The following is a 14,792-nucleotide window of genomic DNA, read 5'->3' on the forward strand; positions in this document are numbered from 1 at the left end:
CTCCTATTTTTGTAATGCGTCAAACTGACCGTTTTTAATTTGTAAAACTTGAACTTCCATAGATGGGTCACGTTTTTCGTTGAATTGGAATTTACCAGTTACCCCTACGAAGTCTGTAATACCTTTTAAGGCATTACGGAATTTTTCGCGATCTGTCGTAGAACCTGCTGCTTTCAAAGCTGCTTCATACAAGAATACTGCATCATAAGCTTGTGCTGCAAATTGATCTGGTTCATGACCATATTTTTCTACATAAGCTTTGCGGAAGTCGCGAACTTTTTGGTCATCTTTGTTAGGGAACCAAGGTGTACCTACAATCGCACCATCAGCAGCGGCACCTGCATTTTTAATGAACGCTGGGCTGTTGAAACCATTGGAACCTACTACTGGTTGGTTCATGCCAAGTTCACGCATTTTTTTCATAATCAATGCACCTTCTTGGTACAAGGAAGCAACGATGATGATATCAGGTTTTGCTTGTTGGATTTTAGTCAACTGTGCAGAGAAATCTGTATCTTTGTCAGCAAATGTTTCTGTCGCTACAATTTGGACTCCTTCAGATTCCAACGCTTTTTTAGCAGTATTGTTTACAGATACCATTTGGTCATTGTTGTTGGAGTACATAATCGCTGCTGTTTTGAAGCCTAATACTTTGTGAGATTGACGAATTGCTGCGTCTACTGCTAAAGATTCTGGTACGGCATTACGGAAAATGTAATCTCCGATATCAGTGATGCCTTCTGCAGTTGTAGAAGTACCTAATGCTACCACTTTATTTTTGTTAGCAATTGGGCCTGCTGCCATCATTTCACCAGATAACATAGGTCCAATGACAGCTACGACTTTATCTTTTGCAATGACTTTGTTCATCGCATTGATCGCTTCGTTTTTGTCACCTTTTGTATCTTCCACTAACAAATTGATTTTTACATTGTTAGCATCGCCGTTAATTTGCGCTACTGCTAACTCTGCACCATTCTTAATGGATTCGCCATAGGCAGCTGCTGCGCCAGACGTCGTAGTCAATAAAGCTACTTTTGCTTCATTTGCATTGTTTGTTGATGAACTATTGCCACCGCAACCAGCGATCGCCGCAGCTAGAATAGCCGTAGCACCCAATGCTAGTGCACGTTTGAACATGGATTTTTTCATGTTACAACCTTCCTCCTTAAAACTCTATCTTACGGATTTTCTGTTTCTGAAAGCCACCTCAATCTTTTTCTCTTTATCAGATTAAAACACAAATGACAATTCTATAGAAACCCTATTCTTATTTATTATGAATGTAACATGAGTAGTTTGTCAAATATAATTATAAGAATTTATATATGAGTTTATTTAGTAAACTACTCACGTATATTTTCCTCATTTTTGTATTTATTTAGAGGACAAATATCTTTTTTGAAAATTAAATAATAGAAATAGATACGTTCCGTTACCAAGTATGTCCTTTTTTTAAGTATTCCCCGATCTACTACGTAAGCATATTAAAACTGGCGATGAAAGTGATCACTCTCATCGCCAGTTTAACACAGTTGCAATTTTATTTACTATGTATCAATAAAATTTTATCATTATTAGTTTACAGTATATAAATAATCATATTGTTCTTGTGTCAATGCATCTAAATCGTAGCCCATGGATTGCAATTTCAATTTCGCAATTTCTGCATCCACTTCATATGGCAATACATGTACATCATGTTCCATATCTGCTCCATGGTGCAAGATATATTCTGCTGCTAAGGCTTGCATTGCAAAGGACAAGTCCATGATTTCTGCTGGATGTCCATCACCTGCTGCTAGGTTTACAAGGCGGCCTTCTGCTAGTACATACAATTGACGACCATCTTGCATATGGTAGGCTTCGATATTTTGACGAACACGTTCATGAGACACTGCCATGGCAGCTAAATCTTTCACATTGACTTCGCAATCAAAATGGCCCGCATTACAAAGGACAGCGCGGTCTTTCATCACTGCATAATGTTCTTTTGTAATAACATCCTTACAACCTGTGACAGTACAGAAAATGTCACCGATTTTAGCTGCTTCCACCATTGGCAACACTTTGAAGCCATCAAATACAGCCTCGATTGCCTTAATTGGATCTACTTCTGTTACATACACGTGAGCGCCTAAGCCTTTAGCACGAAGTGCCACACCTTTACCGCACCAGCCATAACCAGCAACGACTACATTTTTACCTGTTACCGTCAAGTTCGTAGTACGCATAATACCGTCCCAAACAGATTGGCCTGTACCATAGCGATTGTCGAACAAGTATTTACAGTTAGAATCGTTAACTGCAATCATTGGGAATGTCAACTGCTCCGCTTCAGCTAGGGCTTTCAAACGGTGTACGCCTGTAGTTGTTTCTTCACTACCGCCCAACAAACGTTCTTTTGCATCTTGGCGTGTTGTGTGAAGTAAGCTTACTAAATCGCCACCGTCATCGATGATGATATGCGGTTTATGATCCAACGCTTTGTTCAAGAACATCGTATACTCTTCGTCTGTACAATTGTACCAAGCATAGACAGTTAGACCCATGTCCACAAGTCCTGCTGCCACATCATCTTGGGTAGATAATGGATTGGACCCTGTAACGATAACATCGGCACCACCACGTTTTAACACGGTAGATAAATACGCAGTTTTTGCTTCTAAATGAACAGATACAACGATAGTTTGACCCTTGAAAGTTTGTTCTTTTTCAAAACGGTCTCCTAATGTGTTCAAAGTAGGCATAAAATTAGCTACCCAGTCGATTTTTTTACGACCTTCTTCTGCTAAAGAAATATCTCGAATTAAAGATTGCATTGGTGTTCTCCTTTTAGATTCTTCATGATAGATTATAATTGAAAGCCACCATACTCAGCCATACGATGATGCGCAGGATAGTCTGCATTCACATCGATTCCTTTGATGACTTCTTTCACTAACGATTGTAATTGTTCTGCCATTTGTTGCATCATATCTACTACTTCACCATGAGTCAAAGCAGATTCAGAAATGCCTGCAGCATAATTAGTAATCATAGAAATTGTCATATATGCCATTTCCGCTTCATTCGCTAAGGTTACCTCTGGTACATTTGTCATCCCTACCGTTTGACCACCTAACATAGCATACATGCGGATTTCAGCAGGAGACTCAAAACGAGGGCCCTCTGTACATACGTAGGTGCCGCCATTGTGAACCGTTAAACCTAATGATTTCGCAGCACTTTCAACAATAGAACGCAACTCAGGACTATATGGTTCCGTTACATCCACATGAGCCACAGGACGGTCCCCACCTTCGTAGAATGTATTCACACGATTTTTCGTAAAATCTAAAAATTGGTCAGTCAACACAAAATGACCTGGTCCAAATTTTTGATCCAAAGAACCTACCGCTGTGGTAGATACGATGAACTTAACACCTAACTTTTTTAACCCCCAAATGTTGGCACGATAATTAATCTTGTGCGGTGGAATGGAATGATCACGGCCATGACGGGCTAAGAAGTACACCGTCTTACCTTCATAAGTGCCACATACATAATGAATCTCACCATAAGGTGTCATCAAAGACGATTCCGTCATAGTTTCAAACATATTTGGATCGTACACACCGGTACCACCAATAATAGCAATGGCTGACATATCGTTCCTCCTTGTGAAAGATAGAAAAAATCTGTATGAATTTATTATAGCATGGAATAGGGTATTTGATGATAATTATCTCAATAAATAGTTTTATTCAGTAGTTAAATAAGAAATATAATCTGATCGCTTCATATTATTTTCTTTAAGTGCTTGTCTTACATCCGTCACATCTAATATGTCATCAAAGTATTGAAAAATACGTAATGACTCAATTTGCTTTTTACTTATATCTCCAATTCCACATAAGGTTAGCGTAACTGCACTCACGTTCTTTTTTCTATTCAGAGATTTTTTTATGTCAGCAACAAATTTTCTAGGGTGAACTGTTACTGTGGATAGTTTTGCTTCATTGACTAAAATGATGCCATGATATTCATTATTCTGAGTATAGAGTACATCAACTCTTTCATCCCTAAATTTATCATCAATGGTGTATCCTTTTTTTCGATAAATAGCTTTTAAAATTTCAGCCATATTATCTATGTCATACATCTCTAACATATCCTTATTTTCACTTGTTTCAACATAACTAGTGGATTGCGTGTAATCCTTACTAAATAGAGAATTATACAACGACGCTCCATCTGTTTCACTAGCACTATTAGGTACAATAACTGATCTACTCAACTTACGTTTTCTTGTTAATAGTTCATGTTGTAATTCATCAAAACTAGGGTGATTAAAATGTTTTAATGTTGCAACAGGATAATATACATATACATCTTTTGTCTGACCAATTCTATAAGCTCTGTCCGTGGATTGATCTTCTTTTGCTGGATTCCACTCTCTACTTAAATGAATCACATGATTGGCCGACGTTATATTTAAACCTACTCCACCAGCTTCTGGTGAAAGTATCAACACATTAAATCCACAAGTCCGATTAAATTCGTTAACTGTTGCTTGTCTGCGTTCTCCTTTCATGTCCCCATTAATAGGTTGTAAAATTTCTACTCCATATCTTTCTTTACAAAGTTTTCTAATTAACTCTTGTAACTTTTTATATCTAATAAAAATTAGAGCTTTTTCACCCTTCATCTTTATATCATCTAAGGTTTCAAACAAAAATTGTAATTTATCGGAAACTTTTAAATGCTCTTCAAAGGGTAATTCTAAAAATTTTTTCTTTGAAAACATCAAGTATGGGTGTATAGAAACATTACGCAGCTGCATGAGTTGTTCAAAAGCTCCTTTATTGGCACGTCCTGCTTGATTCACTACATCCATATATGCAGTCTCTTGATAATCTGACATATATCGTGGTACCACCAACTCATGTTTAACCGGTAACTCAGATAATACATCTTGCTTCATTCGTCTTAATAATAAGGGTTTTATCTTTTCTTTAAGTTCAAGTCCCTTTTTTTCTAACACCAATATATCTCCTTCGGCTTTAGAAACTGGTGCAATATATTCCTTATTAAAGGCCTGTAATGTTCCAAATCTATCAGAACTACAGAAGTCCATAATGGTCCACAAATCGACCCAAGAATTTTCCACTGGCGTACCTGTTAATGCTAGCCCAAAATCATAATTCATACCACGTACTGCATGACTGACCCTACTGGAAGGATTCTTTATATTTTGCGCCTCATCTAAAATCAGCATATTCCATTTGATGACACCTAGTGAAAGTTGGTATTTTCTCACCGTTTCATAATTTGTAATAACTAGCGAATATTTACAAATTCTATCTGTATTTAAAAAGGCATTGCCTTTTAGTTCATCATCAGATAACTGCCCATACTTTCTCAATAGAGATGGAGGTGGTGTATTAAGTTTAAACAGTTCTAGTGTATTACCATGTAAAATTAAAGGCTCTCCAATACCACAAGAGGTATCAATAAATTTACAGCACTCCTCTTTCCAATTTTGCAACAAACTTACTGGTGCAACAATCAAAATAGGGTGCTTTTCTTTATACTGATCATGTTTTATTCGCCACGATAAAAAAGCCAATGTTTGTAGCGTTTTCCCTAGCCCCATATCGTCTGCTAATAGCGCCCCTTTATAACCCTTTATCCATAATTCTTGCAAATAGGATACACCTTTTTTCTGATATGATTTTAATGTAATATCTGGTTTCAGAATATCAATTGTCATATCATCTTTATCTCGTGGATGCGGGGTTTCCGTAATAAAAACATCTGAATCATCTAGATTATCCTTAATAAGTAATACTTTTTCATTATTTTCTCTAGATTCTAAACCACCAGTTTTTTCAACCCCGGATAATCCTTCAGGTACCCATTCGGTATGCATCATATCTGTTGGAATAAATCGACCCTTGAACTCGCCAATACCAACAACACGTTCTGATAGTCCATCAATACCTTCAATATCTACACTTGGTCCTTCAAATGGGAAATAGGTATCAGCCTGCTTAATAATACGTTGAGCTTTCTCTTTATCAAATTTTTTACTGATTGATTCTATAGTTTTTAATGCTTCTCTTTGTTCTGGATCAAAGGCATAACGTTTCTGAGGATCTCCCCAACCTCTTTTATGTAGATTTTTATTGATTTCTTCGTTGATATCTTTGTTTTCAAAGTCTATCCTAAAGCTGTATGTCTCATCTTCATTAGGCGCTATATTAATAGACATTTTTCCTGGAGAAATAACAGGCTTACTACCTATAGTTTCGCTTACACCTATAGATAAATCATTGGAAAACTCTTGTATTTCAGATATCGATATATAGTTCTGGTATATTTTTTCATCTTTATCTTGTTTTGCTCTAATTTCTCTATCATAATGTTCGACGATTTCAAACACTCTATAGTGCGGTGCAGATAAAATGTATTCTTTACCGTCACGAAACCGAATATAGGATCCCTTTCTCAAATATTCAGAAGTTTCATGTCCAGTCATATCCTGTAGACACACTTTGAACCCCATTTCTCTAATAATACTTCCAGTATTAGTGAGGTTTAAATTAAAACTATATCTAAGTGGTAGTTGTAAAGTTGCTTGATCTTCGTAAGAAAGGTTAACCGCTATATCATGCGGTAATAAATAGATATTCTGTCCATTTTCACCATGTTTTGAATATAAAAAATATTCATCTACTAACTGTTTACCATAATCAGAAAGCTTTGAGCTGTCAATTTCATATGCTTCCTCTGTAACTGTCCACATAGCGTACTCCTATAAACGATAACTTTGCGTTGGAATTAAATTAAATTTATCTTCTAATATAGTTTCTACTTTACGTTGCCAACTGTATGTATCTGGTGAGGAATGTGCTATCTCATCTACTACATTATTCCATGCATAATAATATCCAGGCTTTTTCATATTTTCTTCCCGCATACTCATAGATGAAAAAATAGCTTCTACTTGATACTTATTTAAATCTGTTAAAATTAAAAGTTTACCACTATGGCTCCATTCAACAATATAAAAGTCATCAAACTCTAAAAGAATCATCGATTTATCTCTTGAAATTTCTCCATAATACAATTGCTTATTAGGGTTATCTAGCATATAACGACGAGCTTCATATGCCCCTTCATCAGTTAAGAATACTCTAGTCCTTCTCACATATTTTAAATAGGCATTCCAAAATTTTTCACGATATTTCCAGTTTGTATCACTATGACATTTATCTAAAATCATAAGAAACAAATCTAAATCTGATTTTGCAAATATAAATCTCAAATAACTTAACAGTTGATTATCAAGAAATCTCCACCCATTCTCATTAAAGTTTGATTGTCTTGGATCTCCCCATTTTTCTACCAAAAAGTTAATCAATTGATTCATATATGTATCTTCTGTGGGAAGTTCTTTTTTTATTATATTATTTTTTATAATATGATCTTGGCATATCGCAGTAACACATTCTGGCAAAATCTCTCGATACCGTTCACCTTTAAAAATATCCTGCAACATCAAAATTTTAGTATTTCCTATGAATATGCTACTGTTGAAAATCAACCTAATGGCATTCAAAAGAATTGGAGACTGTAACTGTATTTCATTAGAAAATGGTAATTCTCTCAATACTTCATCAAACTTTTGATTCTCAAAAAATTTATCTGCTATAATTTGACTTGCATTTGGACTAAATATAAAATTAGCTTCTCGCCAAGGCCGAATTAGTTCTTGTGTATTAACATTAAGACATTCTACTATAAGATTTCCAAATCGTTGTACATACTCTCGACTATAATCACGTATTTGAATATACAAATTGATTGCATAGGATAATACTTTATGCAGATGCTCTTTTATATAGTTCCACAAAAATTCATCAAAATTTTTATGAAAGTAATCTTTTTTAACAGAACGCAATACATGTCTATTAACATATAAATTACAAAGTTTCTTTATATCACTACGTGGCAATTCATAATCTAAAAGACCACATGTATATGCCCTTTGAAATGTTACAAATGTATCATATAGTTCATCTTTTTCAGCTTCTGACTCTAAAAGAATCTCAGATACCTCCTCAAATTGATGGGTGGCTAGTATGATTTCTTCAGGTCTACGAAAATTATATTTAAACTTAGGTTTTGCTATATCAAGTGAAAATAGCTTTTTCATTTTAAATCCTTTATCTTATGATGTTTCAGTAAAAATCTAAACTCAATGCGACGGTTTTCAGCACTATTAGGAGCTGCCTTATTAATTAAACGACTTTCACCATATCCAGCGACAGAAAATATAAACTGATCATCAGCATTCTTCCATTTTTTTACAACATTACTGTTAGTATTATTGGCTATATCTTGGTTTGGATTCTCTGGATTTAAAGATAAAGCGCTTAAAGTAACCTTATAAGTAGCGATCGCTCTATCTACAGATAATTTCAAGTTATTTTTATCGGAACTAGGATCATTATACTGCACATTATCTGTATGTCCTTCAATGATAATCGTATCAATGGATTCCCATGCTTCTTTTTTCTTATTTCTGCTGTCATCAATTTTTGCGGCTATAGCCCTAATTAACTTCTCCCCTTCCGGCGTTAACCTTGACTCTCCAGATTCAAAAATAGGTGTTTTCTCGTGATTGTTTCCACCTGAATCATTTGTGGTTATAAGGATAACTCCATTTTCCGCATCAATCGTAATCTTACCTGACTTCGCTTCCGGCAAATCTTGCATGAACTCTAATATTTCTTTCCGTTGTTCCACTTGATGATTATTGCGTTCATTCTCACTTTTATTAATAAAAAACATGGAAATCAAAGCCAAAATAAAAATCATCAAAATGCCAGCCATCAAATCACTTATAGATATACTAAAAGGATCATTACGCTTACTAGATTTACTTCGTTTTATGAATTTCATGAATGATACCTCAATTTATTAGTGTTTTAATCGCTTATCTAAATACTCTTTTAAGGTTTCTTTACTTTCAGATAAGTCTGCAATAGATGTTTTCAACCCTTCAACACCTTTACCCATAGCCAAATCGAAGTCTCGTAATGTGGTGTTTAAATTAGTATGTAACTCATTATACGTCCCATTTATATTTTCATTCATAAGAGTAAATACATCTTGTAATTGTGCTGTAAAATTACTATAGGTTTGCTCATGTTCTTGCCAAAGTTCTTCCAGCTCATTAATGGTTGATCGCATTTCTTCTGCACCTACTGTTGTTTCAGAAGTCACGCGTTCTAATCCTTCTAGCAATGGTGTCAGTGTACTTTGTAAACTTTGTTGATAATTCATTAACGTGGCTTCCATTGCCTGTATGGATGTTTTCATTTTTTCTTCGTAGGTAATTAAATTACCATTTAATGTAGTTAAGCCCTGAATATTACGAGTAATTAATCCACTTGAATCTTTTACTTCCGTAAGCACATTTTTAGTTTCTTTCATAGCATCATTCATGCCATCTAAAATGACTTCAGAGTCTTTCATCACGCTTTCAACAATACCCGATAATCCTTTGATAGACTCTGTAGATTCTTTTTGTTGTGCAATAAATCCTTTACTAATATGCAAGGAATCTGACAGTACACTATTTAATCCCTCTATAATATCAGTTATTCCTTCATGCGTAACCTTATGTATATCTTCGGTCATTTGTTTTGCCGTAGTTTGTAACTCTGTTGCATTTTTAGATATTGCGTTGATCATAATAGTGATAAAATGATCCAGCTCTTCTCTTTGGCTTTGACCAATTTTTTCATATTCATCTATAGAGAGTTGAATTTTATTTTCCATTATTTGAGATGTATGCTCATACTGTTGTTTCATAGATTCAAAGATACTGTTCGATACTCCTTCTGTATTTTTCATCATAGTATCCATCGATGATTGTAACCCTTCTAAAGTCGCTTTTCTTTCGTTCTCATGAGCAATTAATCCTTCTGAGAATTGTTGTAACGTATGACCTAAGGTTTCTATCTCTGACCCGACACCACTCACTAAGGCTTCTCCTACACTATTAGAAGTTATTTTATGGAACTCTGAGAAGTTTGTAGACAAATCTTCCATTTTTTGATTTAGACCCAATAAATTTTCATTTAATGTATCATATTTAGGAATTAATTTTTCTTCAATCACATCACCAATATTAGATGATAAGCTTGCTCCCAATGTAGTTGCATACAGTTCTAATGAATCATTAATTGAGTTTGTTTGACCGTGTAAAGTATTCACTGAATCAATCAATAATTGAGACTCTGATAGATACGGTAATTTTGAATACAGATAATTAATAACTTCAGCATAATAAGTAAAAAAAGTATCCTTAAAGGAACTTAGCTTCCAAGAATACGCCAAAGAAAACAAGATGCCAAATAACGATGTTATAAATGCAGTCCCCGATGAACTAATCAAATTATTAATTTGAGTCTGCAAGCCATCAGCACCAGTACTATTTAAGTTTAACGTATATAATCCTAATGTTAAGCCTACAAATGTACCCAAAATACCTAATCCAGTCATAATAGCAGGCATATTATTTCTTAAATCATTAAACTTGATACTGTCATAGGCTGAATCGACATCAAATATTTCTCTAATATCAACAGTAAAATATAGTCGTGAAGAACCTTCTATTCCCGTTTTACTATATTGTAATAAATACTTCTCATTTCTTATAGTCGCTTCCCAATCTTTACCTAAAATAGAATCACCTAGTATTTGATTTAATCGATCTTCATTATATAAATCGAACTCAGAAAAGCTATACTGTTCTGTTTCGAATAGGTTCACTAATTCTTTTTTTAATTGTTCTAAAGCAGTTTCATTTTCTTTCAATATACTATAATCGCAAATACCTCTATAGAATCCAACAAACAAAATAAATCCTATAAAAACTACCGTCACCCAAGCATTAAGTCCCTTTGGAACCCCTGTTAATGATATGTAGATACCTTCTATAATCACTGTTAGAAATATTGCTCGTACATATGCATTATATTCACTTTTCAAATTTTCTTGCACCGTTACGCCTCCTACTGCTTTTACCCTCTTTAATCATACTTTGAATTTCTTTTATTATACAATATTTGCTGATATAAAACGAGTATATAGAACAATGCCCAACGTAGTAAGCACGCACTGCTCACATACGTTAGGCATAATAACTATCTAGTCGTTTTATTCTTCATTCTCAAATGACATAGAAACTACAGCGGGGAATAGACTGCAATAAAAATCTGCTAATATCTTTAGTTTTTCTATAAAATCTAAAGCTGCTTGTTTTTTTGACTCATCTATATCTTCGTGATATGCCATCCACTGTTGTGCATGGCGTATAAATCTCCTTATTGCCTCATCAACAGGTCGTGCATACTCTACAGATAGTTCCTCCATACTACAAGCTTGTATTTCACTGTTTCTAAACTTCATAAAGGTACGTGTTAATATTTTTTCCAACCGTAAAAAGCAAATGGGGTATTCATTTGTTTTAGGTGAACTATAATCTAGGTTTTCTAGCATTTTAAAAGCAAACCGTTTTATGATATATTGCCAAAACATTAGCATTTGAGTATTACTATCTTTATCATCACTAAAAATAATGCTTTTTAATACCTGATTATTGTCTTCATTTTCTACTACTTCATCCTTTATATATGCATAGGAAAACATGGTAGGTACTGTCTGTACACTTTCATATATAGTTTCCAGCTCTAGGGTAATTCCAGTAAGTTCATTTTCATCAATATCTGGAAATTTACTCAAAAATTTTAAAACTGCCATTTTCAAAGGATGTAAATACTCCACAACCTCTTTCTTTTTTTGCAGGATATCCTCCTTATTATCTAATGGTATCCATTTATCTTGATCCTCTATCATCCCTAATACTATATCTTTAACAATATCTCGAAACTTGCTACCACCTGCCGCATGCAACTTTTCTAGTTCCCATCTAATATCGGTAAACATGATGTACATGCCTTCAATCCATATTCTAAATAAAGCATCTACCGTTCTATCTTTAGACATACGTTTTACTCCTAACACTATTACATTTGATACGCTTCTATTTCCAACACTACCGGATATATCGCCATAAAGCATCGCACCATACGTTCAAGGCCAGCTTGGCTACCTTCATAGGCATGGAAAATAGCATTATACGAATCATATTCATCATCCGTCAGATCATCTGTATCGTTCAACAATTGATATTTCAAGTTAATGCAGTACGTAGATGGCTCTTCCCACTCATATTTAATATATGTGTATAATTCTCTTAATGTACTCCAACTTTCAAGCGTTCCTTCCATAGCATTTTGAATATACGCTTCTATTTTCTTTAATGGATGATATGCATCAATTTTACTCTTAAGATTAGAAAACCACCTTTCTTCTGTTAAAGGAGTCCGATAACTCCCAAAAGCATATAAGGCTAAATATAACGTATACAGTAAGTCTTCCGTACTTGTGTCTTCAGGTATTTCGATGTACATATCATACCCTTCATCTAATACACTATTCACATCGGATTGTACCATCAATATAAACATTGGATACATTAATTTTGCCAAGCCCATAACGCCCGCAAGAATTTGTTCATCTATTGTTTTCTCTTCTAAAGAATCTTTTAAATCTTCTAGATATTTAGGCTTTAAGTTTCCTACTAAATTCATCAAGATAGTGCCTATATTTTCAAACATCTTTTTGTAGACTTTTAGATTGATTTCAACTGGACTTTTAGCTCTCCAGCCTTTGTTTCCTACACGCCTCCACTCTTTCCGTATCAATTCCCTTGCTTTACGTATCAAATCCCCATCTATATATATATCCTCAAACGATGATAAAGCATATTCAATCATATCTTTCATAATAGAATAGATAAAATCATAACTTACACGATACAGATAGATTTTTTCACTCTCTTTGATACGAGCTCTTATAGGTTCACCATTTTCTTCTTCCGTCTTCCAATCCGCATCAAAATTAACAGGGTCATTTTGATCACGTACATACACTCTACCGTAGTTATAATAGGTATTATAATAATCTCCATCAATTTCCACTTTAAAATAGGAGGTGACATCTGAACCACCTACATATTCAAATTGTTTAATGTAAGCACCATCCATGATAAAAGTATCAAAATTAGATGATTTATAATTCATATTCCTAGATTCTTGATACTCTTCATACAGGTCCATAAAATAATCCCGTGTACTTTCTACTGTGTCAGAGTCTAACAAGTCTACGACCTTTTCCTCTTCTTCATGATCAAAGTTATCCATCAGATCATCGTAATCATTGCACTCAGCATCACTATTAGAATCGGTATCATTTTCGGTGTAATCAACTATATCATCAACCTCTTTTTGAGACGGTTGATACGTCCCCAGTATGATACTTTCAAATAGGTCACCTACATGAAGTGCCTCTTTCTCTTCATCTTGTAGATCACGAATGACCTTCCAATCTTCCTCTTTATCATCACCACCTGCTAAAATATGTTCTGTCAACATATCTGCTGGATATTTCATGGAAAAGAATAGCACTTGCTCTAGGAATAGTTCAAGCACTTGGAACATTCTAAGATATAATGTCTCATCTTGTCTTGACTGTAGGTACTTCAAGGTTTCTTCAATCGATAGGCAGTACGGTATCTGCCCCGCATCTAAGATTGCTTCACTCATGTCAGGAGTGTTTATGATAAGCCGTTTTCCTAGAAGTTCTGCTAATCTGTTAGAAATAAGTGTTTTCTGTTGGCTATGAAACCAATCCTTTGCCTCCTCCTTTTCAAGGGTGATCAAACATTCTAGGTATTCTAAGTCCTCTATCTTTTCAGCTACTAGGTCATCGATATATATATCTACACCACCAATATGTGCTTTTAATAAATTCGGTAGACTATGATAGACATACTGCATACCTCGCACGATGCTAAGTGGTTGAATATGGCGACACATAATGGCTAACCGTCTAATCGCCTCCGAATTGAATTCATACTCGGTATCTTCTAGCCAACGTAATCCTTTCCACGTCTCTTTTTGAACATCCAGAAAGTCTTCCGGATATTCACTTTCACCATAGAACTTCTCTTTCATCGCCTCTAAATAACAACGCATCAACAAACCAGATGCTAGCACGGTAACTGTTACATCATATTCCTCTAAATCTAAAGACAATGTACTGCTATATGTATCTTGCTCAAGTAACTCTACAATCTGGGAAAATCTAGAATATACATCTTCACAAATATCTATAAAGCTTAATTCAATGACATCCTGACAATTAGAGATTCCAATTTCTATAAATCCATTAATAGTTTCATCAGATGTAAACTCACTAGCAATTGCCACTAAATCTACTCGGTCTTGATCAGCACGTGCAATCTCCTCTAGATCATTTGCTAAAAGAGACCTATGCCATATATCCCCTAAATAGTTTGATAGAGAACCCGCTAAACATTTGTCTTTCTTACCTTTCGTAGCCTCCTCTACTTCCTCTATTAATGCATTACATAGTGCATCAAAGGCACATAGAGTTGCTATATACTCTAACACATGGTCAGGCAATGTTTGTTTAGTTTCTACTTCTGTTTCCATCACATACTCCTCTTATCGATGATTATCAAGATATACTATTACCATTGCAGTACGGAATAGCTCATACTATCCTACAATTACTTTTTTTGTTAATTACATATTCGACATACTTTCAAAAAATCCTTTTTCATTAATTCCAAGAACATTTTGATA

Annotated in this window: 9 protein-coding genes; all 9 read right to left on the bottom strand. The window is 34.6% G+C overall.

What is annotated here, in order from left to right; all coding sequences use genetic code 11:
• Window positions 1-3: 3 nt before the first annotated feature.
• Entirely contained in the window at window positions 4-1,152 is a 1,149-nt protein-coding gene (locus EO118_RS04285) for an ABC transporter substrate-binding protein (protein WP_127009454.1), read from the bottom strand.
• A 425-nt stretch (window positions 1,153-1,577) separates the two neighbouring features.
• On the bottom strand, window positions 1,578-2,822 hold the full coding sequence (locus tag EO118_RS04290) for an adenosylhomocysteinase (RefSeq protein WP_127068793.1): 1,245 nt from the start codon (window positions 2,820-2,822) through the stop codon (window positions 1,578-1,580).
• A gap of 32 nt (window positions 2,823-2,854) precedes the next feature.
• Window positions 2,855-3,649, bottom strand: a complete 795-nt coding sequence (gene mtnP, locus EO118_RS04295; RefSeq protein ID WP_127068794.1) for an S-methyl-5'-thioadenosine phosphorylase — start codon at window positions 3,647-3,649, stop codon at window positions 2,855-2,857.
• A 93-nt stretch (window positions 3,650-3,742) separates the two neighbouring features.
• Window positions 3,743-6,790, bottom strand: a complete 3,048-nt coding sequence (locus EO118_RS04300; RefSeq protein WP_127068795.1) for a DEAD/DEAH box helicase — start codon at window positions 6,788-6,790, stop codon at window positions 3,743-3,745.
• A gap of 9 nt (window positions 6,791-6,799) precedes the next feature.
• Complete coding sequence (locus tag EO118_RS04305) at window positions 6,800-8,203, bottom strand: EH signature domain-containing protein (RefSeq protein ID WP_127068796.1); 1,404 nt, start codon at window positions 8,201-8,203, stop codon at window positions 6,800-6,802.
• Window positions 8,200-8,952 (bottom strand): OmpA family protein, encoded by a 753-nt coding sequence (locus EO118_RS04310; protein ID WP_127068797.1) that lies wholly within the window; start codon window positions 8,950-8,952, stop codon window positions 8,200-8,202. The genes EO118_RS04305 and EO118_RS04310 overlap by 4 nt, the downstream gene beginning before the upstream one ends.
• Window positions 8,953-8,970: 18 nt before the next feature.
• Complete coding sequence (locus EO118_RS04315; protein WP_127068798.1) at window positions 8,971-11,061, bottom strand: hypothetical protein; 2,091 nt, start codon at window positions 11,059-11,061, stop codon at window positions 8,971-8,973.
• A gap of 156 nt (window positions 11,062-11,217) precedes the next feature.
• The gene (locus EO118_RS04320; protein ID WP_127068799.1) at window positions 11,218-12,066 is read right to left on the bottom strand and encodes a hypothetical protein; all 849 of its coding nucleotides are present in this window, start codon (window positions 12,064-12,066) and stop codon (window positions 11,218-11,220) included.
• 20 nt (window positions 12,067-12,086) lie between these two features.
• Complete coding sequence (locus EO118_RS04325) at window positions 12,087-14,639, bottom strand: hypothetical protein (protein ID WP_127068800.1); 2,553 nt, start codon at window positions 14,637-14,639, stop codon at window positions 12,087-12,089.
• Window positions 14,640-14,792 lie beyond the last annotated feature (153 nt).

Source organism: Veillonella sp. 3891 (genome assembly GCF_003992315.1).
GTDB lineage: Bacteria > Bacillota > Negativicutes > Veillonellales > Veillonellaceae > F0422.